The organism is Pseudarthrobacter sp. DSP2-3-2b1 (genome assembly GCF_049895945.1).
Lineage (GTDB): Bacteria > Actinomycetota > Actinomycetes > Actinomycetales > Micrococcaceae > Arthrobacter.
The window spans coordinates 1-23,550 of record NZ_JAFCTI010000001.1 but is presented as its reverse complement, the minus strand read 5'-3'; the positions used below and the strand labels follow the sequence as shown (position 1 = coordinate 23,550).

The following is a 23,550-nucleotide window of genomic DNA, read 5'->3' as shown; positions in this document are numbered from 1 at the left end:
ATCTGACGCTGTGACATCACTGCTGGGGAAGCTCGGTCTCAAAAAGCGGCATAACAAACTCATTTCCGGTACGGCTTTTGCCGTGGCCGGCGTTGCGTTGGTTGCCGGCGCCATCATCTACCCGGGGTTCAAGACCACCGAGGTGGAGTTGAACGACGGCGGTGTGTGGGTTGTCTCAAAGTCCAAGAACGCCGTGGGGCGGCTGAATTATCCGTCCCGTGTTCTTGATGGTGCGGTGACGCCGGCCAGCACCACCTTTGACATCCTGCAGAGCGCCGGGGATGTGTTTGTTGATGATGAGACGGGTTCGACGCTGAACCAGGTTTCGCCCGCGAACATGCGCCTGGGCGGGGATAAGCAGTTGCCGGGGTCGGCTGAGGTGAGCTTTGGTGCCGCCGTGATTTCGGTAACGGAGCCGGCGTCGGGCAAGGTTTGGGCGGTGTCGCCGTCCACGGTGAATGGTTTTGACCAGGAAGCGTCGGAGCCGGTGCTGGTGGGTTCCGAGGGTCTGGTCTCGGCTGTTGGGGCGGATGACCGGATTTATTCGGCGGATCCGAAGTCCGGTGTTGTCACGGTGACCGGGGTTGATGTCAATGGTGTGGTGGTGTCAACGGATTCGAGTACGTGGGGTGAGTTAAAGGGCGCGGGGGACCTGCAGATCACGGTGGTGGGGGACAAGCCGGTGGTCCTGGATGCTGCGGCGGGGAAGTTGTTCCTGCCGGGCGGGAAGCGTTTGCAGCTTGAGGGTGCGCGGGATGCGAAGTTGCAGCAGGGCGGGCCGGCCAGTGATTTTGTGGCGATTTCGACGCCGAAGGCGTTGTTGAAGCAGCCGTTGGATGGGTCGACGGCGAAGACGGTGGGCTTCGATGGTGAGGGTGTGCCGGCGGCGCCGGTGCAGTTGGCCGGTTGTGTGCATGCGGCGTGGTCCGGGGCGAATGAGTATGTGCGGGACTGTGTTAATGATGCTGATGACAAGAACGTGGATGTGCCCAAGGCGAGTGCGTCGCCGTCGTATGTTTTCCGGGTGAACCGGGATCTGGTGGTTCTCAATGATGTGAACTCCGGAAACGTGTGGCTGGTGAACCAGAACATGCAGCTCGTGAACAACTGGGACGACGTTGTGCCGCCGAAGAACGAATCCGATGAACAGGACCAGGAGTCGGCGGACAACAACACCATCAACGTCCTGCCCGACCGCACCAAACCCAACCGGCCACCGGAAACCAAGCCCGACGCCGTCGGGGTCCGCCCGGGCCGCACCACCATCCTCAGCGTCCTGGACAACGATTCCGATCCAGACGGCGACGTCCTGACCGCCGCCGTCGGCGATTCCGGGCCCAAAGCCGGAACCCTGCAAAACATCTACGGCGGCACCGCGTTCCAAATCTCGGTCCCCGCAGACACCCGGCCCGGCAGCGAAACGTTCAGCTACAACGCCGCCGACGGCCGTGGCCTCTCGGCCAGCGGCCAGGTGGCACTGACCGTGGTTGGACCTGACGAAAACAAGCCGCCGCTCTTCAAACGCGGCGGCGACTCCACCACCATGCTGGTGGAACAGGGCAAGACCGTGAGCCAGAACATCCTCACCGACTGGATGGACCCCGACGGCGACGACCTGGTGCTGATGGAGGCCAAGGCCGACAACGACCAGGACCAGGTCAAGGTGCGGCGTGACGGGCTGCTCACCTACCAGGACTCCGGTGCAACTGCCGGCAAGAAGAACATCAGCGTGACCATCTGGGACGGCCGCGATACCGTGACCGGCAAGGTAGTGGTGAACGTCCAGCCGCCCGGCGCGCTGGCGCCGGTGGTGAACGCCGACCACGTCACCGCTGTGGTGGGCCAGGACCTCGTGATCGCTCCGCTGAAGAACGACGTCGACCCCAACGGCGGGGCTCTGCGCCTCGCCCAGGTGGAGGCTAACGGACCCGCCGAGCTGGGTCCGGTCACCGACGGCGGCACCTTCACGTTCAAGAGCACCACCCCCGGGCCCGTGTACCTGACCTATATCGCCAGCAACGGCCCCCAAAGCAGCCAGGGCCTGATCCGTGTGGACGTGGAATCCGGCCAGGACGCCGGCGACCCCGTTGCGGTGCACGATGTTGCCCTGATGCCCACCGGCGGCAGCGTGCTGCTGGACCCGCTGGCCAACGACTCCGATCCCTCCGGCGGTGTGCTGGTGCTGCAGTCCGTCAAACTCCCGGAAAACACCACAGCCTCGGTCAGCGTGATCGACCACAGCGTCCTGCGCATCACCGATGTGCTGGGCACCAAGGACCCCTTCCTTTTCGAATACACCATGTCCAACGGCAGGAAGTCAGCCACCGGCAGCGTCTCCGTGGTCCCCGTCCCGGCTCCCGCCGTCGTCGAAGCTCCCCAGCCCAAGCCTGACGAGGTAAACGTCCGCGTGGGCGACGTCGTGACCATTCCGGTGCTGCAGAACGATACCCACCCGCAGGGCCTGGAACTGAGCGTCGACCCCGTCCTGCCCCAGGCAGTGGACGAACTGGACGGCAAGAGCTTCGTCTCCGAGAACACCCTCCGCTTCATCGCCGGGCCGCAGCCCAAGACCGTGCGCGCAATCTACAACGCAGTGGACCCGCAGGGGCAAAAGAGCGCAGCCGCGGTGACCATCCACGTCCTTCCCCTCGAAGGTGCCCAGAATTCCCGCCCGCAGCCGCCGAACCTGACGGCCCGCGTGGTGGCCGCCGGGACGGTCCGCATCCCGGTACCCCTTGACGGCATTGATCCTGACGGCGACTCGGTGCAGTTGACCGGCATCGACAGCACCCCCGCCATGGGCACTGCCACGGTGGGCAGCAACTTCATCGACTTCACGGCAGCCGGCGACGGCTCCGGCACCGATACATTCCGGTACAAAGTGGTGGACCGCCAGGGCGCCGTCAATACCGGCACCGTGACGGTGGGCATCGCCCCGCGCGGCGAGACGAACCAGAATCCCACCCCGGTGGACGACGAAGTCAGGGTCCGTCCGGGCCGCCAAATCGCCGTGGACGCCACCGGCAACGACACCGATCCCGACGGTGACCAGATCCGTATCCTCACCGACGGTATCGAAGCCGATGCTGCCCTGCAGGCGACCGTAAGCCAGACCAGCGGACGCATCATCCTGCAGGCCCCCGGCGCCGCCGGGACCGTCAACGTCCGGTACACCATTGGGGATGACCGCGGCGCTGCCGCCCAGGCCGCCATCCGTGTGGTGGTGGACAACGACGTGCCGCTCAAGGCCCCGATTGCCCGCGACGACCGCGTGACCTCCGCCCAGACGATGGGCAAGACCGCCGTGGATGTCCCGGTCCTGAAGAACGACGAAGACCCCGACGGCGTCGGCGAAAACCTGAAGATCAACACCGAGGCCACCACAGCCAGGCCCGGCGCTGACGGGACCATGATCGTGGACCTCGCCGAACAGCCGCAGCTCATCCCGTACACCGTGGAGGACGTGGACGGGCAGAAGTCCACCGCGATCATCTGGGTGCCGGGCATCGGGCAGCAGGTCCCCACCCTGGCCAAGGACGAAGTCATCGAAGTGATCTCCGGCCAGTCCGTCACCGTTGACCTGAACGAATGGGTCAAGGTCCGGGAAGGACGCTCCCCGCGGATCACCCAGACTGACCGGATCAAGCTCATCGGAGCCGACGGCGGCGACCCCACCGGAGGCAGCGCCACCTCGCTCAAGTACACCGCGGGTGCCGACTACGTGGGGCCCGGCTCGCTGAGCTTCGAAGTCACTGACGGCTCCGGACCGGACGATCCCCAGGGCCTGAAATCAACCCTCAGCATCCGCACCAAGGTCCTGCCCGATCCAAACCGCAACAACGCTCCCACCCTCCTGGGCGCCACCGTTGAGGTGCCCAAGGGCGAGACTGCGGAACTGGACCTGAGCCGCCTGACCGCGGACCCGGACCGGGACGACCTTGAGAACATGAAATACGAACTCGTCGGCGGCAGCCCTGACAGCTTCAACGCCAGGGTGGACGGAAAGACGCTCAAAACGTCCGTTGACGGTTCAACGGCCACCGGAACGTCCGGCGCCGTCCAGATCAAGGCCAAGGATTCCCGCGGCCTGGAAGCCACCGCCACCTACCAGCTGGCAGTGACAGCCTCCAACCGGCCCAAGCCGGTGGCCAATGACGACCTGGAGCCCAGCGCGGCGGCAGGAAAGCCGGTCACCGTAAACGTGCTGGGCAACGACTCCAACCCGTTCCCCGAGACGGCGCTGAAAATCATCTCCGCAGCGACCGAAACCGGCAGCGGCAACGTGGAAGTACAAGGCGACTCCGTAGTGGTCACGCCGGCCCCGGGGTTCTCCGGGTCCATGGTGGTCTCCTATACGGTGGCGGACAAAACCGGGGAAGCGTCCAGGCAGGCAACAGCCCGCGTCCGCCTCACCGTCAAGGACAAGCCGCTGGCACCCACCACGCCGCAGGCGCAGAGCGTGGGGGACCAGACGGCCCTGCTGAACTGGTCTGCACCGGCGGACCGCGGCTCACCCATCACCAAGTACACGGTGTACGGCGAATCCGGCTTCCGGCAGGACTGCCCGGCCAACACCTGCACGCTGAACGGGCTGGTCAACAACACGAAGTACCACTTCGAGGTCACGGCCACCAACGAGTTCGGCGAATCTGACCGTTCGCCTGCGTCGGCGGAAATCAGGCCCGACGTCAAGCCGGATACCCCGCTGGCGCCAGGGCTGAAGTTCGGCGACAAGGAGCTGTCCGTGAACTGGGTGGCGCCGGCCAGCAAGGGCTCCCCGGTCAAGTCCTACGACCTGGAAATTTCGCCGCCGCCGGCTGGCCAGAACGCGCAGATCCAGAACCTGACTGCGGTCAGCTTCGTCTGGAAGGGCCTCCAGAACGGGGTGTCCTACAAGGTCCGTGTCCTGGCACGAAATGACGCCAAGGAACCTTCCGAATGGAGCGCCTACTCGGCAGCAGAAGTTCCGGCAGGCATTCCCACCACGCCGGCAGCTCCCACGGCCGCGCAGGCCGGATCCGTAGGGACACAGACCCAGCTGAAGGTCAGCTGGACCGCTCCGAACAACAACGGGGATGCCGTCTCGGCCTACACCCTGACCACGTTGCGCGGCGGTGCCGCGGTGGCCACCCAGCAGGTTGCCGGAACAACCCAGAACGTCACGGTGGACAACTCCGAGGCGGGCTATACCTTCACCGTTTCCGCCACCAACAAGGCGGGTACCTCCGGCACCAGCGCGCAGTCCGCGGCCGTCCGCGCGGTGGGCAAGCCGGGCATGGTGAGCCCGCCGGCCGCCACCCTGGTGGACACGGACAATAACGGCGGAAAGATCGATGTGCGGTTCACCGCCTTGACCGATGCCCAACGCAACGGATCGGCCCCCGGCGAGATCTCCTACATGTACCGGCTGACCTCCGGGGGCGGCAGCGGCAGCATCCCTGCCGGCGGGGCTGTGGTGGCTGCAGCCAACGGCACTGATACCGCCGTGGTGGTCTGGGCTGTGTCCTCCCGCAGTTCCACCGCCGGTGACGCAAGTCCGGCCTCCAACACGGTGAACCCGTATGGGCTGGCGTTTGCCCCGGTGGTCACCGGCAGCAACAGCAGCGGTGTAGGCGACAGGACGGTTTCGTGGACCTGGACCCAGCCCAGCGGCAACGGGCGTCCGGTCACCGGCTACCAGTACAGCGTGGATAACGGTGGCTGGCAGAACACCGATCAGCGGAGCTTCTCCAAGACGGTCGGCTACAGCGAGACCGTCCAGCTCCGGGTCCGCGCTATCAGCGCCAACCAGCCGGGCAGGATCGGACAGGACACCTCACGCAGCGGGGCCGAACCGCCGCCGCCGGTACCGACATCGTGGGGCGTCACCGCACCCGTTCGCACCTGCACGGAGCCCCGCCAGGGCACGGACAGCTACCGCGACACGAACCCGGACCAGTGCATCAGTCCGGGCATCTGGTTCAACTCCGGCTATACCGCACAGACCGACTCATACGCCGTCTGGTACAAAACCTCGAACAACCCCACCGGAATCTGGTACCACCTGACCAGCGGCGGCGCAACAGGGAACTACGCCAGGTGCAATACCGTGTCCCTGGGCTGCAACCCGCCAACGGGAATGCCGCAACGATGATCACTCAGACCCCAAGCAAAGGACTTACTCCATGACCATGACCACCGAGCAGGCCGAATGGTTTGCAGGCACTTTCGAAAAGCTCGTCGCCAACGTGGGCCAGGCGGTGCTGGGCAAGGAACACGTCATCCGGCTGACCTTCACCGCGATGCTGGCCGAAGGGCACGTGCTGTTCGAGGATGCCCCCGGCACCGGCAAGACCATGCTTGCGCGGGCCATGGCAGCCACCGTCCAGGGCTCCAACAACCGCATCCAGTTCACTCCTGACCTCCTGCCCTCGGATGTCACCGGCGTGACCATCTATGACCAGAAGACGCAGAAGTTCGAGTTCCACAAGGGCCCCATCTTCAACAACATCGTCCTGGCCGATGAGATCAACCGCGCATCGCCCAAGACGCAGTCTGCGTTGCTGGAGGTCATGGAGGAATCCCGGGTCACCGTGGACGGTGTCACGTACGAGGCCGGCAGGCCGTTCATGGTGATGGCCACCCAGAACCCGATCGAGCAGGCGGGTACTTACCGGCTGCCTGAAGCACAGCTGGACCGCTTCCTGATCAAGACCTCCATCGGCTACCCGGACCACGCTTCCACGGTCCGGCTCCTGGGCGGATCGAACCTGAAGGACCGCTCCAAGGAGCTTTCCGCGGTGATCACCACCCAGGCTGTGGCGGACATGGCTGATCTGGCCGCCACGGTGCACGTGGACACTGCCGTGCTCGAATACATTTCCCGGCTCTGCGAGGAGACCCGCAACGCGCCCGAGTCCCGGCTGGGTGTCTCGGTGCGTGGCGCCATCGCCATGGTCCGGGCCGCCAAGGTGTGGGCCGCGGGCCAGGGCCGGAACTTCGTCCTGCCGGACGACGTCAAGGAACTCGCGCCTGTCGTCTGGACCCACCGCTTTGTGATGGACCCGGAGGCCGAATTCTCCGGTGCCACCCCGGAGGCCGTCCTTGCCCGGGTCCTCTCTGACGTCGCCGCACCGCAGCAGCGCGCCAACGCCTGACGGTCCCGCGGACCTGAGAACAACCACCCACCAGCGCAAACAAAGGCACCCCTATGTCCAGCAGCACACCGTTGACCCGGCTTGCTGACCTGCTTCGGCAGCCCTTCCACCGGGACGGCCGGCCAACCCGGCTGCACCCCTCGGCCGTCTGGGCCGAGGCCACAAGCACCGCCGCCCTCGCCCTGACCCCGGCGTGGCAGAAAGTGCGCGGCCTATGGCTGCGCTTCGTGTGGCCGGTGGTCTCGGTGGTCAGCGTCCTGGGCTGGTCGGTCCTGGCCGCGTCCATCCTGCTGTGGAGCTTCGGCCAGGCCTTCGGGTGGCAGGAAGCGAAGGCCGCAGCCATCGCCGCGTTTGTTCTCCTCCTGATTGCCGTCGGTTTCATCATGGGCCGTTCGTCCTACGGTGTGATCCTGGACCTGGCACGGACCCGCGTGGCCGTTGGCGATAGTGCGGTGGGCAGCATTTCCGTTTCCAATACCTCGACCCGCCCGCTGCTGCCGGCCGCGCTGGAACTGCCGGTGGGCAACGCCACCGCGATCTTCCACTTGCCCCGGATGAAGCCCCAGCAGGTGCATGAGGATCTCTTCACCATCCCCACCGCCCGCCGTGCCGTCATCGTGGTGGGACCGGTCCGCTCCGTCCGGGCAGACCCGCTGCACCTGCTCCGGCGCCAGGTCATGTGGACTGAGCCGGAGGACCTTTTTGTCCACCCGCGCACCGTTGCCCTGGCCGGGTCCGCGGCCGGCTTCATCCGCGACCTTGAAGGCATGCCCACCACGGACCTGTCCAGTGCCGACGTCTCCTTCCACGCCCTGCGCGACTACGTACCGGGCGATGACCGGCGGCACATCCACTGGAAAACCACGGCACGGACCAACAAGCTGATGGTGCGCCAGTTTGAGGAAACCCGGCGCGCCCACCTGGCCATCTCGCTGTCCATTAACACCGACGAATACGCGTCAGAGCAGGAATTCGAAATGGCCATCTCGGCCGCCGCTTCGATCGGCAGGCAGGCCATCAGGGAGCAGCGCGAACTGGACGTCCTCACCCAGAAAGGGCCGCTTCGCTGCGAAACGGGCCGGAACATGTTGGACGACATGACACGGATCGTCGGGGCACCCATGCGCCGGACCGCCGTCGACCTCGCCCGTACCCTGGCTGATACGGTTCCCAACGCGTCGGTGGTTTTCTTTGTGGTGGGCAGCAATGTCACCCCCACCCAGCTCAGATCAGCGGCTGCATCCGTGCCGCCGGGCGTCCGCAGCCTGGCCGTCCGCCTCCAGACCGGAGCAGCACCCACGCGCGCCAACATCGCGGACCTCACCGTACTGACGCTCGGCGACCTCGCCGACCTCGCCATCGTCCTCAGAAAGGCCGCCGCATGAGCGCCCAACCGGGCCTCCGGCCTCGCCAGCAGCAGCAGCGGCAGAACGAATCAGCCTTTGCCGACGGCCAGCCGGCCTGGCATTTTATGCTCGACGCCGGTGCCCTCACCCTCCTGCTCGGGCTGGGTCTGCTCGGCTTCAGCCTCAGCTACGGCGGTGACCCCTACTACCTGATCTCGGGTTTCGGCGGCATCGTCCTGGGGCTTGGCATCGCAGCCGCCAACGCGCACCTGCGCCTGGGGCTGCTGATCACCTCGGCGATCACCTTGGGCGCGTACCTGCTGCTGGGCACAGTGCTGGCCGTTCCCGACGCCGCGGTGGCCGGTTTCCTGCCGAGCCTTGATTCCCTGCGGACCCTGCTCTTGGGCGTCGTTTTCGCCTGGAAGGACATGCTCACCGTCGGCGTGCCGGTAGGGTCAGCGGGCGGCGTGCTGATTGTGCCTTTCCTCAGCTCCCTGCTCACCGCCCTGATGGCCGGCATCCTCACCTGGCGGCTCAAGAGCCCCTACTGGCCGCTGCTCCCGGTGCTGGCGCTGTTCGTCACCGGCATTGCCTTCAGCACCAACGCAGCCTTCCTCACGGTGGAGCGCGGGATCGGGCTCACAGTTATTGCGATCGCCTGGGCCACCTTCCGCCGCGACGCGCTGCGGCGCAGTGATACCCGGAAGGTCGCCGTCAACAGCCCCGTGACCGATACGGCCACCGCCCGGAAGGCCCGGCTCCGCAGGCTCGGTACCGCCGCCGCCGTCATCGCCGCCAGCGTGGCCATCACTTCACTGGCCGCGCCCTTGGTCACCGCCAGTTCCGACCGCAAGGTCCTGCGCAACGTGGTGGTTCCGCCGTTTGATCCCAAGGCCTACATCACACCGCTGGCCAGCTTCCGGACGTTCGTCAAGGACAAAAAGGACGACACCCTGTTCGTGGTCAAGGGCCTGCCGCGTGACGGCAGGGTCAGGCTGGGTGCCCTGGATACCTTCAACGGCACCAACTACAACATGGACCCCAACGGCTCCGGCAGCTTCAGCAAGGTGGGTGACACGGAGTCCATCAACACCTTGGCCGATACGTCAAGCGTGGTGCCCACCAACGATTACTCGATCGACATCACCATCGAGGACTACCAGGGGTACTTCGTCCCGGGCGGCCGGAAGACCACCGGCCTCAGCTTTGACCAGAGTGCCTCTGCCGCGGCCTCGGGCCTGTACTTCAACGCAGGCACGGACACTGCGGTGACCACCAAGGGCCTGTCCAAAGGTGATTCGTACAGCGTCCAGGTCTCCGATCCCGTCAAGCTCGAACACGGACAGCTGACCCAGTACGACTTCGCGAAGATCACCCTGCCGGACGCGGTCGAAGTCCCGCCGGTGGTGGGCTCCCAGGCCAACGACCTCTCGGCCGATGCCCCCACCGCGATCGACAGGGTGCGCCAGATCGAAGCACACTTCCAGAAGACCGGTGCCTTCAGCAACGGGCTCGTCACCGAGGGGCAGTTACCCAGCGTTTCCGGCCACAGCTCATCGCGGATCCGGAACCTGCTGACCGCCAAGCAGATGCTGGGAGACGACGAGCAGTACGCCGTGTCCATGTCGCTGATGCTCCGCCACCTCGGGATACCGTCACGGGTTGTGATGGGGTTCTACCCCGAGCCCACCAGTCCCGAGAACGGTGCCGGGGAAGTGAAGATCACCGGCAAGGACGTCCACGCCTGGGTTGAAGTGGCCTTCGACCGGGTGGGCTGGGTCAGCTTCGATCCCACCCCGCCCAAGGACAACATCCCCATCCCGCCGGACCCGGAAAACAAGTCCAAGCCCAAGCCCCAGGTGCTCCAGCCGCCGCCCCCGCCGCAGGAGCCGGCGGACCTGCCGCCGGATTCCTCGCCGGATGCGCTGGACGCTGACCAGAAGAAGAACAATCCCTGGCTGTTCTGGGGTGCACTGCTCCAGGCGCTGGGCATTGCCCTCATTCCGATCGCCATCCTGGCATTGCCGCTGCTGCTCATCGCGCTGCTCAAATCACGGCGCCGGAAGGCCCGCTTCACCGAGGGGCACCCCGCGCAACGTGTGGGTGGCGGCTGGAATGAAGTCCTGAGCCTGGCCACGGACATGGGCGCGGGAATCGATACGCGCTCAACCCGGCGCGAGAGTGCTGCCGTGGTGGCCGATGCGTTCCCCGCGTCAGGGCAGACCACCACCATGCTCGCGCACCGGGCCGATGCCTCGATCTTCGGCGCGGGCCAGCCGAGCGAAGAGGAAGTGAAGGCGTACTGGGAGATCGTGGACGGTTCGTTGAAGGAAATGACCGGGACGGTGGGGTTCTGGCGCCGCCAGCAGGCCCGTTTCTCGCCGCGGTCTTTGCTTGCCGACGGCCGCAACGCCCTCAAGCTGCGCGGTGCCCGGCTGGGGCTGGGCCCACTGGCGCCGTCACGGAATGGTTCCACGCCGCAACCGTCCACCACCGGTAGGGTGGAGACCGGCCCGGACACCTCCGGCAACCCCGGTCCGGCAGTTCAGGAAAGCGGACCCGCGACGACGGCGGCGGCCTCGGAGGCCGATGAGTCCACTGTTCTACGGAACCCTGGCAGGAAGAAACACACTGAATCATGACGTACGAGGCCGAGCGCTGCCAGCGGTGCCAGCAACAGATCCGCGGCGGCGCCACGTTCTGCACAGCCTGCGGGGCTCCGCTGCCGAACAGGTCTGCCCGCAGCGGGCGCAATGTGGATCACGCCCAGCGGGCGCTGATGGATCGTGCGGCGGGGCAGCAGCAACAGATACCCGGTACTATCCCGGTAGTACAAACGGCTCCAGGGGGAGGAACGGGCATGGCAGCCAAACTTGAGCTTGTACCGGCCACGGCCGGTAAGCGGCTTGGCGCCGCAGTGCTCGACTGGCTGGCGCCGGTCGCAGTGCTGGTGGTGACCTTTGCCATCGGTTTCGCGGGCATCACGCGCACCCAAAGCGGCGGGTTCATCATCTATGACACGGCGTCACTGGTCCTGTACGGCGGCATCGGGCTGGGGCTGACCCTGGTTTATCTGGTGGTCCTCATGAGCCTGGAAGGACGCACGGGCAACACCGTGGGCAACCGGGTCATGGGAATCCGCAGCGCTGACAAGGACGGCTACGCACCCGGGGCCGGGGGAGTAGCCCTCCGGGGCCTGATTATTGGCGCAGGGGTCATTCTGGCGCTCCTGGCCGCCGTGGCCGTCATCATCTTCAAGTGGTTCAACATCGCCATGTTCATCCTGGGTCCGCTGGTGTTGATCGGCGCTGTCTGGGCAGTCCTGGTAGTGGTTTCGAACACTTGGGATCCCAACAGCAGGCTCCGCGGCTGGCATGACACTGCGGCTAAAACCCTCATGTTCGATGTGAAGTCCGGCCGTAACCCCATCACCTCGGGCGGGATCCAGGGCCCCTACAGCTTCGCCCCCCTTGATCTGCCGCCCGTCCAGCAGGTTGCCTCGCCCGTGGCCGGCGCCGGCCGGATGAATCAGGCGCAGGGGAATCAAGCGCAGGCCTCTCAGGCGCAGGTGAACCAGCCACAGGTGAACCAGGCGCCGCACAGCCCGACGCCGGCGCACCAGCCTTCTGCGACGCCGGCGGTGTTGCCCTACCAGGGTCAGCCGCCGCTCCAGCAGGGACCAGCCCAGCCGCAGGCTGCCCAGCCGAACCAACCTGCCCAACCGGTCGCAGCGTCCCAGCCCTACACGGCCCCGCCGTCGGCGTTCACCCCGCCGTCGGCGTTCACCCCGCCGTCGGCCCCTGGCTACCAGGTGCCGAACGCGCCGGCGGCCCTGGCGGCTCAGTCGCAGCCGGCACACGCCCACCCGGACGATGACCACGACCGCACGCAGATGCGCGGCGGCGCGGCGTACTCCGCACCGTTGGCCGTGCTGCGGATCAAGCTCGACGACGGCCGGGACTTCCAGCTGGACCGCCACGTCCTGGTGGGCCGGAACCCGGTGGGCCAGACAGGGGAGCAGCAGTCCCAGGTCCTGGCCATTACCGACCCCGGCCGCTCGATTTCCAAGACGCACCTCCACCTGCTGACCGACGGTGCGGGCATCTGGGTCACCGACCGGAACTCCACCAACGGCAGCGCCGTCACCACCCCGGACGGCCAGCGGACACCGCTGCAGCCCGGTGTACCCGCCTTTGTCAGCCCGGGATCCACTGTCCATTTTGGTGACCGTTCCTTCCACCTAGGACAGGCATGAATTTACAACCGGACAGCGTCTCCACTGACGATGACCACGCCTCCGGCCTCAGCCTGAGTTACGGCTACGGGACCGACCGCGGCCTGCGTCGGGAACTCAATGAAGACTCCTTCATTGCCTCAGATCCCGTGTTCGCCGTAGCTGACGGCATGGGCGGGCACGAGGCAGGGGAGATCGCCAGCGGGATGTGCGTCCGGGCCCTGGCCGCCATGCCGCAGCTCGCCACCGGAGAGCGCTCCGTCACGGCCTCGGTCCTCCAGCAGTACCTGCTTCGCGCCGACAGCTCCATCAGGGAGGTGACCGGTGCGCGCGCCGGGACCACCCTCACCGGCGCCGTCGTCGTCGAACAAATGGGAATGCCGTACTGGCTGGTGGTGAACATCGGCGATTCGCGCACCTACCGGCTGAGCCAAGGCAGTTTCGCCCAGGTCAGCGTGGACCACTCGGAGGTCCAGGAACTCGTGGATGCCGGCGAAATCACGCCTGAGCAGGCCGCCGTGCACCCCCGCCGCCACGTGGTGACGAGGGCCCTTGGCACCGGTGATGAGACCGAGGCCGATTACTGGCTGCTGCCGGTTGAAGAAGGCGACCGGATCCTCGTCTGCTCCGACGGCCTGAACGCCGAGCTGACCGACGAGCACATTTTCCGCATCCTCAGCACTGTTGGCCACCCGCAGGACGCGGTGGACGCCCTGATCCAGGCAGCGCTGCGCAACGGCGGGCGGGACAACGTCACCGTCATTGTGATTGACGCCAAGAACGTGATGAACGACGCCGGCATCGCCATCACTGCGCCCCGCCGCACCGCGGATGCCGAGCAGGAAGTCACGCTGCCGCGGGCGCAGATTGTCGATGCCAGCAGGCCGGCGGACCAGGAAGAAGAAAATGGGGAGCACTGATATGGCTGCCGCCAACTACATTTCAGGTACCTGGCTTGGCGTGATCCGGTCCGGCACGGCGGTCCTGCTGGGACCGGGGTCTTCGCCGGAACTTGCCCAGTCATTGTGGGAGTTGCTGGGGAAGAACCCGGAAGTCCACGAAGTACTTCATGCGGTAACCAGCGGCTTCGGAGTTTCCCTGGCGCAGATCCCTGCGTTCGGGATCGTGTCCTTCCACGAATCCCTCCGGGTTTTCCTACGCGGTGACCTTGACCTGGTCGTCCAACTACCCTCAGGTTCCGTGGAGCTGAATGGGCGGGATGTCACCACGTGGACCGAGCGCCGCCTCGGTGCTCCCGAGGGGTACGTCCTCACCGTGGCCGGCGATGGCCAGCCGGGTAACGCGCTGCCGTTGGTGGAGGGCGTGGTCCTGCTCCAGTCGCTGACCGTGGCATTTGCCGGGCCGGCTGCCGAAATGGCTGCGCCTGTTGCTGGAGCCGCTGCAGCAGTGCCTGCGCCTGCTCTGACGGCTGCCGTTGCCGGGGAGCCGCAGACCGCCTCAGGGCTGGACGAAACGTACTCAGAGCCGGACATTGAACTGGAGTCTGAAGCAGAACCGGCGCTTGCAGTTGCAGCCCGTCCTGAAACTGCCTCCGGCCCTGAAGCTCCACCGGGCCCTAAGACTGCATCCAGCACTGCCCCTGCATCCGCCCCCGAAACCTCCCTTGAGGCCGAAAGCGAACCGGAGCAGGAACAGGAATCCGGGCCGGCAGCTGAACCGGACAGCAGCGGCACCGCGGAGACGGACCGCGAGGCTTCGGCTGAAACGGTTATGGGTGTGACGGACGAGGACTCCCGGTACGCCTCGGAAGACCCTGAGCCTGCGCAGCCTGAAGCCCCGGCATCCTTTGCCGACCAGGTGCCTGCCCACGAACTGACCGGAAGCTACGACCACCTCTGGGAAAAGACCGTCGTCCGCCGCATTGAGGACGCCGCCGTCCGCGACGAACCTGAGGACGAAGACCCGGCACACGCGGCGGGCGAGTCAGCAGCGGACCACTCAGCAGAAGAGCACTCAGCTGAAAACCCGCAAACAGAGCCGCAGGCGAGCGGGTCCGGGTCCGGTGAGTCCGAACCTGCAGCCAGCGAGCCGGATTCAAGCAGGCCAGCGCCCCAGGCCCTCAGCGGCTTCTCCCTTGCCCCGCCGGTCTCTGATCAGCCAGTCCCGCCTGCACCGCGCGCTGAACCTGCACCGTCAACCGTCCTTGGCGGCGGACTGATCGATTCGGTCCCGTGGAGGACCGGCGGGACCAGCACCTCCGGTGCCCAGACGCCGTCGTCGTTCAACTTTCCGCCCGCGCCGTCAGCGCCGGGTGCTGCATCGCCTGCGCCTGCATCAACTTCAATTTCCGCGCCCATTCCGACGCCAGCCCCGGGATCTGCAGTTGACGCCGGGCACGCCGCTGTCCCGGACGGCTTCGACCCGGACCATGACGGCGAGACCATCATGAAGAGCGACCTCGCCGGAATGGCGCCGCATCCCGCCCCGGTGCGGGAGCCCGATGCCGCCACCGGACCGCTGGTGCTGGCCCGTGTCTGCGAACGCGGGCATGCCAACCCGCCCACACACGCGCAGTGCGCGCTCTGCCGCTCGCCGCTGCCGGCCGACGCCGTCCAGGTCGCGCGGCCGCGGCTGGGCAGGATGCGGGTATCCAGCGGCGAGCTCGTGGATCTCGATCAGTCCTTGGTGATCGGCCGCCAGCCTTCCGTTTCCCGGGTCCAGGGCGGCGGGATGCCGCGGCTGGTCCAGGTGGCGAGCCCGAGCGGGGACATTTCACGGTCGCACGTTGAGGTCAGGCTTGAGGGCTGGCATGTGATGCTCTGCGACCTCAAGGCCACCAACGGGACAGTCCTGGTCCGCGAGGGACAGCAGCCCCGCCGCCTGGCCCAGAACGAAATGGCCATCCTGCTTGACGGCGACATCGCCGAACTGGGGGACGATATCTCGCTGCGTTTTGAGGAGATTCTTTGAGTTCCAAACGGCCGATCGCGCCGCCGCCCCCTATTCCGGGGTTCACGTACATCAGCCTGCTGGGCTCCGGCGGGTTCTCCGACGTCTATCTCTATGAGCAGGACCGGCCGCGCCGGAAGGTGGCAGTCAAGGTCCTGCTCTCGGACCTCAAGACCGAGGGTGCCCGGCGGAGGTTCGAATCCGAAGCGAACCTGATGGCCCAGCTGTCCTCCCACCCGTACATCGTGACGATCTACGAGGCGGAGGTGACCGACGCCGGGCACTCCTACCTGGCGATGGAATACTGCTCCCGGCCCAGCCTCGACGTCAGGTACCGCCGCCAGCGCTTCAGCGTGGACGAGGTCCTGGCCGTAGGAATCCAGGTTGCCTCCGCGGTGGAAACCGCGCACCGCGCGGGCATCGCCCACCGCGACATCAAGCCTGCAAACATCCTGGTGACGGACTACAACAGGCCCGCGCTGACGGACTTCGGTATCTCAGGAACCTTGGGCGACACCGCGGACGAGGACGCCGGCATGTCCATCCCGTGGTCGCCGCCGGAGCAGTTTTCTGACGGCCCGGTGGACGGCATCATGGTGGACGTCTGGGCCCTGGGTGCGACGCTGTACACCCTGCTGGCCGGCAGATCCCCGTTTGTTATGCCGGGCACCGATAATTCCCAGCGTGAACTGATTTCACGGATCACGAACTCGCCCCTGCCACGGCTGGGCCGGGCCGACGTCCCGGATTCGCTCGAACGTGCACTGTCCACGGCGATGGCGAAGTCCGCTGCGTCCCGTTACTCCTCGGCACACGCCTTTGCCCTTGCCCTGCAACGGATCCAGGCCGAACTGAACCTCTCGGTCACGCCCTTCGAGGTCCTCGAAGAGCAGCACCAGGATGACAGCCACCCGGATGACGGCTTCGAGGAAACCCGTGTCCGGAGCATCGCTGCCATCGACCCTGAGCGCACCGGCAGTGCGCCGACATTCCCGGCACGCACCCGGCCGCAGGGCCCCGGCAACGGCGCGCCGCCGTCGGGCTTCACACCCTCCGGCTTTACACCCGCGCCAACGCAACCGGCGGGGGCCCAGCCGCAAGTGCCGGGCAACCTCTTTGCCGGCCAGCAGTCCGGCCGGCCGTCCGGCCAGCAACCCGGTGCGAACCCGGCCGGGGAGTGGGCCCATGCCACCATGCTGCGGGGCAGTGCGCCCGCAGCCACTGAGTACGGGACTCCCCAGGACTCCACCGTGCAGCGCCCGGGCCTGCTTTCGCCGCAGTACGGACAGGGCCAGCACGCCGGGCCGGGCCGGCCCGGTTCCGCCGAACCGGCGATCGACGCGACAGTCAGCCGTCCCGCTCCCGTCACCCAGGCCGCCGCTGGAGAGCCAGCTGATCACGGCAAACGGAATCTGTGGCTCGCCATCGCCGGCGGGACGCTGCTGGTGGTCGCCGTCATCGTGGGAATTGTGCTCGCCACCAGCTCGCCGGCGCCGAAGGTGGCGCCATCGGCCGGGATCAGCAAGCCGCCGGCGGACGCCCTGGACAACGGCACCGTCCCCGACGTCGCAGACCTGGCGGGAACCGTGGATGCCACCGGCAAGGCGACGTTCACCTGGACCAACCCGCAGCCGAAAGCCGGTGACGCGTACAAATGGCGCGTCTACGCCATCGACGGCAGCGGCGAATACCAGTCCACTGCGGAACCGGCAGCCCAGGTGGCACTCAACCCCACAGAGCCCACCTGCATCCAGGTGATGCTCGTCAGGAGCGACGGCATGTTCTCGCCCCTGGAGGAAGATTCGATCGCCTGCATCCGCAAGTGATTGCAGGCAGACGCATAAACGCTTTAGAACGTGGGCACGGCCCATCGAGGAGGCACGGAAAATGGGGGATCTAGCAATAGATTTCTGTGGTGAATGGTACGAACCGTCCGATGAGGAAATTTTCAACATCGGCCGCGAAGGCGACCTCGAGGTGGACGACAACCCGTACCTGCACCGCCAGTTCCTGCAGGTAGCCCGCTACGACGGGATCTGGTGGCTCAGCAACGTGGGCAGGATGCTCTCCGCCACGGTGGCAGACGGCTCCGGGGGCATGCAGGCCTGGCTCTCGCCCGGCGCACGCATTCCGCTGGTTTTCAGCCACACCAACGTCATCTTCACCGCCGGCCCCACCACCTACGAGTTCGCCGTGCACCTGAAGACCCCCTCCTTCCGCCAGGAATCACGCGAAGACGACAGCAACGGGGAAACCACCATCGGCCCGGTAGTCTTCACCGATTCGCAGCGGGCGCTGATTGTGGCTCTCGCCGAACCAATGCTCCGCCGGGAAGGAACCGGATTCAGTGCCATCCCGTCCTCGGCCGCAGCGGCGAAGACCCTCGGTTGGGCCCTGACCCGTTTCAACCGGAAGCTGGACAACGTCTGCGACAAACTTGACCGGGTCGGCGTGGTGGGGCTGCGCGGCGGCGGCGGAAAGCTGGCCACCAACCGGCGCGCCAGGCTGGTCGAGCACGCTGTCACCTCGCACCTGGTCACGGCCGATGATCTGTACTTGCTCGAAAAGATGAGGGGCGTGGACGAAGGATGAGGATCCGGCTGACACTCCGCCGGGACCCGGCGGAAACCAAGGACCTGGCCGTGACGGTGGACGGGCTGGCCACGGTGGCGGACATCGCCACCCAACTCTGGGCCGCTGATCCGGACCGGAAGGGATCGGCCGCCCCGGAGAACCTCTCGTTGCGGATCGACGAGGCGTTTGTGGCGGGGGGAATGCGCGGCAACGTCCTGACCCGCACGGATAACCTGCTGGAATCGGGCCTGCGCCCGGGTTCCGTGGTTTCCCTGACCGAGGTCAGTGAACTCTTCAACGCCCCCGGCGCCAACCGGGGTCCCGCCGTTGCCACGCTGCGGATCCTTTCAGGGCCCGACGTCGGCCAGGAATTTTCGCTGCCCTCTGGCACCAGCTACATCGGCCGGGACCGGGACGTGGACATCCGCCTCTCCGACCCCATGACGTCCAAACGCCACGCCCGCATCACGGTCGGCGAGATCGTGGAAATCGTTGACACCAACTCAGCCAATGGGCTGCTGATGGACGGCCTTCCTGTCACCCGGGCCACGCTGAACTCCTCTGACACGGTGACCCTGGGGGACACCACCCTCACTGTGGTTCCGCTGGGACGCAACCACGGCGCAGCGCCGACGTCGCCGCTTGTCGATTTCAACCGTTCCCCGCGGGTGGTTCCCCGCTTCGACGCCCCCAAACGCGTACCGCCGGCCGGGCCCAAAAGGCCCGACCACCAGGCCTTCCCCTACCTGATGCTGATGGCCCCGCTCCTGATGGGCGGGGTGATGTTCGCCATCACCCGGAACGTGTTGTCTGTGGTTTTTATGATGATGATGCCGCTGTTCATCGTGGGGCACTACGTGGACCACAAGATGCAGACCAGGCGCCAGCAGAAGGAACAGCTTAAGCACTTCCGCGAATCCATGGCGGCTTTCCGCCAGGACATCACCGAACTGCAGCATGTGGAACGCGCGGTACGCCTGCAGGAAGCCCCGTCAGTCAGCGACACCGTGGATTCCATCTACAAACTTGGCCCGCTCCTGTGGACCCACCGGCCGGAGCACGTCGGCTTCCTGGGACTCCGGTTCGGGCTCGGTACCAGCCCGTCACGCATCAACTTCGACGAACCGGCCAGCAACGATACCGAAGTTGAACACATGCGGGAGATCCAGGACTGCCTCAAGCAGTTCCGGGACATCGAGGGTGTTCCGGTGGTCTCCCAGTTGCGGACCGCGGGGTCCTTCGGGGTTGCCGGGGCACGCGGCCTTGTGGACGATGTGGCCCGCGGCATGGTGCTGCAGTTCGTGGGGCTGCACTCGCCGGCGGAGGCAGTGGTGACTGCCATTACCTCGGCCCAGTCCCGGCAGCGCTGGGACTGGCTGCAGTGGCTGCCGCACGTTGGCTCGGGCCACAGCCCCCTCACCGGCGACCACCTCGCCGCAGGCTCGGCCGGCGGTTCCACCCTGCTGGCCAGGCTCGAGGACCTGCTGGACGCCAGGGAAGCGATGGCCAAACGTTCGGCCCCGGAGCCGAAGGCAGCCTTCAACCCCGCCAAGGACGAGCTTCCGGCGCCGGTGCTGCCGGCCGTGCTGGTGATCGTCGAGGATGATGCCCCGGTTGACCGTGGCAGGCTGACGCGCCTCGCTGAGCGGGGGCCGGATTCCGGCGTCCACGTGATGTGGGTTGCCACCGACATCCAGGCCCTCCCGGCCGCGTGCCGGGATTTCATGGTGGTGGACGGTGAGAACGGCACCACCACCGGCCAGGTCCGGCTGGGCCGCCACACCTATCCCGTGAGCTGTGAAAGCCTCGACGCCGAACTGGCCGCCCAGCTTGCCAGGATGCTCGCGCCCGTGGTCGACGTCGGCAAGCCAGTCAGCGACGACTCTGACCTGCCGCGCGCTGTCTCTTACGCCACCTTGATCGGCAAGGACTTCCTGGACAATCCCCAGGCCGTCGCCGAACGCTGGGAGGAGAATAACTCCGTCCATGCCTCCGCCGTGCCCAACCGGAAGGATAACGGAACACTCCGGGCGCTCGTGGGGTCCAAGGGCATTGAACCCCTCTACCTGGACCTGAAGAACGAGGGCCCGCACGCACTGGTGGGCGGCACCACCGGTGCCGGCAAATCCGAGTTCCTGCAGTCCTGGGTCATGGGCATGGCCGCCGCCTACAGCCCGGACAGGGTCAGCTTCCTCTTTGTCGACTACAAAGGTGGTGCCGCGTTCGCGGATTGCCTTAACCTGCCCCACACCGTTGGCCTGGTCACTGACCTGTCCCAGCACCTGGTCCGCCGTGCACTGACGTCACTCCGCGCCGAACTCCACTACCGCGAGCACCTGCTGAACCGGAAGAAGGCAAAAGACCTCCTGGCTCTCCAGCGCGAAGCCGATCCGGAGGCGCCGCCCTACCTGATCATCGTGGTGGACGAGTTCGCTGCATTGGCCACGGAAGTACCTGAATTCGTGGACGGGGTGGTGGATGTTGCTGCCCGCGGCCGGTCCCTGGGCCTGCACCTGATCCTTGCCACGCAGCGCCCTGCCGGCGTCATCAAGGACAGCCTGCGCGCCAATACCAACCTCCGGGTTGCCCTGCGCATGGCGGACGAGGACGACGCCACCGACATCCTCGGAGTGCCTGACGCGGCCTACTTCGACCCGACCATCCCGGGCCGCGGCGCCGCCAAAACCGGCCCCGGCCGCATCCAGGGGTTCCAAACCGGCTACGCCGGCGGCTGGACCACCGAGAAGCCACAGCGTCCCCAGATCGACATCGTGGAAATGGCGTTCGGTTCCGGTCCCAGCTGGGAAGCGCCTGCCCCGGAGAAATCGGTCAGAGAAGCTCCCGCCGGCCCCAACGACATCGCCAGGATGACCACCAACATCGTCAGTGCCGCGGAATCCCTGGCGATCAAGCCTCCGCGCAAACCGTGGCTCGACGAGCTCGCCAAAACCTACGATTTCTCCAAGCTGCCAAATCCCCGCACCGACGAACGGCTGCTGCTGGGTGTGGCGGATGACCCCGCCCGTCAGGAACAGCCCACAGTCTTCTACGAGCCGGACCAGGACGGCAACATGGCCATCTACGGCACCGGCGGCTCCGGCAAGTCGGCTGCCCTCCGGGGGATTGCAATTGCCGCCGCCGTGACGCCCCGTGGGGGCCCGGTCCACATCTATGGGATCGATTGCGGTTCCTCCGGGCTGAGCATGCTCGAGGACCTCCCGCACGTGGGTGAGATCATGAGCGGCGACGACGTCGAACGCGTCGGCCGCCTGCTGCGAATGCTCCGGGACCTCGCTGAGGAACGGTCTGCCCGGTTCGCGGACGTCAGGGCGTCCACCATTGGTGAATACCGGACCCTCGCCAACCGGCCGGACGAGAAACGCATCTTTGTGCTGGTGGACGGCATGTCCGCATTCCGCGAGACCTACGAATACAGCCGGCTGTCCGCGCTCTGGGATATCTTCCTTCAGCTCGCCACCGACGGCCGGCCCCTCGGAATCCACCTCGTGGTCACGGGGGACCGGCCCAACTCCGTACCGGCATCGCTGCTCGCTTCCATTCAGCGCCGGCTGGTCCTGCGGCTTTCCTCCGAGGACGATTACCTGTCTCTGGACGTCCCCAAGGACGTCCTGAGCAGCTCCTCACCGCCAGGCCGTGGACTCCTGGGCGGCCTGGAGGTCCAGCTCGCCGTCCTGGGCGGCAACTCCAACCTGGCTCTGCAGGCCCGCGAGGTCCACAAACTCAGCCAGGCCATGCTGCGCCAGGGCCTGGAGCAGGCGCCGAAAATCCAGCGGCTACCGGAGCAGGTGGACCTGGACATGCTCCCCGCGGGCAGCCCGGATCTGCCGGTCATCGGCGTCGACGACGAAACTCTCGAGCCGGCGGAGATCATGGCCCAGGGTTCCCTGCTTTTGGCAGGTCCTCCCGGTGCCGGCCGGACTGTCGCACTGGTCAGCCTTGCCTACGCCCTGCGCCGGTCCAATCCGGACACGGAACTGGTCTACATCGGTTCGCGCCGCTCTGCTGTGGCCTCGCTCCCGGTCTGGAACCGTTCGGTGGTGGGTGCGGACGACCTGGCCGACGTCGTCGAGGACCTGATTGAACACTCCACCGGGAATCCCGGCAAGGTGGCGATCTTCATCGAGGGCCTGACCGAGTTCACCGATTCGATCGCCGAATCGGGCGTCTCGCAACTGGTGACGGCATCGCTCAAAGCCGATCAGTGGGTGATCGGCGAGTCCGAGACCTCCACCTGGTCCTCGGCCTGGTCCTTGTCCCAACCCTTCAAGTCGGGGCGCCGGGGCCTGCTCATGAACCCGGGTGACATCGAAGGCGACAGCCTGCTGAATACGTCGCTGGGCCGGATCAGTCCGGAGTTGATTCCGGGCCGAGGCTACATCGTGGGACGTGGCAAAGCCCGGAAACTGCAGGTGGCCTTGCCTCCCGAAAACAGGGACTGACAAACAACCATGCCCGGCGGGGCCGTGAGTCCGGGAGGATTTGCGGCCCCGTTGTGGCTGTAGCAGACTACCGGAAACACAAGTTCGCCGCGGTGGGGGCCGCGCGCCGTCGAAAAGGTAACCCATGACCCGATCCTCCTCGGTGCTCCGCGACGTGTCCGCTACAGTGGCCGGCACGGTACTGGCGCTCTCGGTGGGGCTTTCGGCCGCCGTTCCGGCGCACGCCGAAACCAGTGAGCCAACCCCGACGTGCCTGCTGTTCTGCGAAGTGGTCCCTCTCGACGCCGAAGACCAGAAAACGCCGCCCGGCAACCCGGGAAAACCGGATCCCAAGCCCACCGGGGAACCTGCACCACCCGCGCCAGCGCCTCCCGCGCCGGCAGCGCCCGCGCCCCCGCCGGTAATCGCAGAGCCGGCTCCCGCTCCGGTTCCCACGCTCGCTCCGGAACCCGGCGATACGCCAACCGAGGAAACGGCGTCGGCCGCTCCCAGCACCACCGCGGCCAGTGCGTCGCCGTCCGCCACCGGACCCTCCACCGAATCGAACTGGAACAAGCCCATCACGAAATCGGCCACACCTACCCAGGCCGCCGCCGTGTCGCGGAACGGTGGCGGCACCCTCTTCGGCAGCCCCGGACTGCTGGCCATCATGGCCGGGGTGCTGCTGGTGGGCGCTGCCGGCCTGGCGTTCGCGTGGTGGGGCCGGAACCGGTTCGCATCGCACTACTGAGCCGGCTCTTCCGTGGAGCCGGCACGCTCCGGGCTGGACCCATGGGGAGGGCTGTATGGGCAGCGGTCCCCATCGACAGTGTCTGGGGGCCGGGATAGGTTCTAGGTAATGGATCTTCCGGATAAGCCGGAGGCCGCTGGGGATGCCGACACCGTTCGGA

At 66.6% G+C, this 23,550-nt stretch carries 11 protein-coding genes; all 11 read left to right on the top strand.

From position 1 onward, the window contains the following. Positions 1–10 precede the first annotated feature (10 nt). The 11 genes from ACP7AX_RS00055 (at position 11) to ACP7AX_RS00005 (ending at position 23,390) form a co-directional block, all read left to right on the top strand. The gene (locus ACP7AX_RS00055; protein ID WP_426224918.1) at positions 11–6,133 is read left to right on the top strand and encodes an Ig-like domain-containing protein; all 6,123 of its coding nucleotides are present in this window, start codon (positions 11–13) and stop codon (positions 6,131–6,133) included. A gap of 31 nt (positions 6,134–6,164) precedes the next feature. Beyond that, positions 6,165–7,136, top strand: a complete 972-nt coding sequence (locus tag ACP7AX_RS00050) for an AAA family ATPase (protein WP_131682023.1) — start codon at positions 6,165–6,167, stop codon at positions 7,134–7,136. A gap of 53 nt (positions 7,137–7,189) precedes the next feature. Further along, complete coding sequence (locus ACP7AX_RS00045; RefSeq protein ID WP_426224917.1) at positions 7,190–8,521, top strand: DUF58 domain-containing protein; 1,332 nt, start codon at positions 7,190–7,192, stop codon at positions 8,519–8,521. Continuing rightward, positions 8,518–11,124, top strand: coding sequence for a transglutaminase domain-containing protein (locus ACP7AX_RS00040; protein ID WP_426224916.1), 2,607 nt, complete (start codon positions 8,518–8,520; stop codon positions 11,122–11,124). The genes ACP7AX_RS00045 and ACP7AX_RS00040 overlap by 4 nt, the downstream gene beginning before the upstream one ends. Next, positions 11,121–12,737: an RDD family protein gene (locus ACP7AX_RS00035; protein ID WP_426224915.1), complete on the top strand. Its 1,617-nt coding sequence runs from the start codon at positions 11,121–11,123 to the stop codon at positions 12,735–12,737. The genes ACP7AX_RS00040 and ACP7AX_RS00035 overlap by 4 nt, the downstream gene beginning before the upstream one ends. Next, a complete protein-coding gene (locus ACP7AX_RS00030; protein WP_426224914.1) occupies positions 12,734–13,636 on the top strand; it encodes a PP2C family protein-serine/threonine phosphatase in 903 nt (300 codons plus the stop codon). Before ACP7AX_RS00035 ends, ACP7AX_RS00030 begins: the two co-directional genes overlap by 4 nt. After that, on the top strand, positions 13,623–15,647 hold the full coding sequence (locus ACP7AX_RS00025; RefSeq protein WP_426224913.1) for an FHA domain-containing protein: 2,025 nt from the start codon (positions 13,623–13,625) through the stop codon (positions 15,645–15,647). Before ACP7AX_RS00030 ends, ACP7AX_RS00025 begins: the two co-directional genes overlap by 14 nt. Further along, positions 15,644–17,452: a protein kinase domain-containing protein gene (locus ACP7AX_RS00020; protein WP_426224912.1), complete on the top strand. Its 1,809-nt coding sequence runs from the start codon at positions 15,644–15,646 to the stop codon at positions 17,450–17,452. The genes ACP7AX_RS00025 and ACP7AX_RS00020 overlap by 4 nt, the downstream gene beginning before the upstream one ends. A gap of 61 nt (positions 17,453–17,513) precedes the next feature. Then, a complete protein-coding gene (locus ACP7AX_RS00015) occupies positions 17,514–18,218 on the top strand; it encodes a hypothetical protein (protein ID WP_131682018.1) in 705 nt (234 codons plus the stop codon). Beyond that, entirely contained in the window at positions 18,215–22,660 is a 4,446-nt protein-coding gene (locus tag ACP7AX_RS00010) for an FtsK/SpoIIIE domain-containing protein (protein ID WP_426224911.1), read from the top strand. Before ACP7AX_RS00015 ends, ACP7AX_RS00010 begins: the two co-directional genes overlap by 4 nt. Before the next feature lie 124 nt (positions 22,661–22,784). Then, entirely contained in the window at positions 22,785–23,390 is a 606-nt protein-coding gene (locus ACP7AX_RS00005; RefSeq protein ID WP_426224910.1) for a hypothetical protein, read from the top strand. The last annotated feature ends 160 nt before the right edge of the window (positions 23,391–23,550 follow it).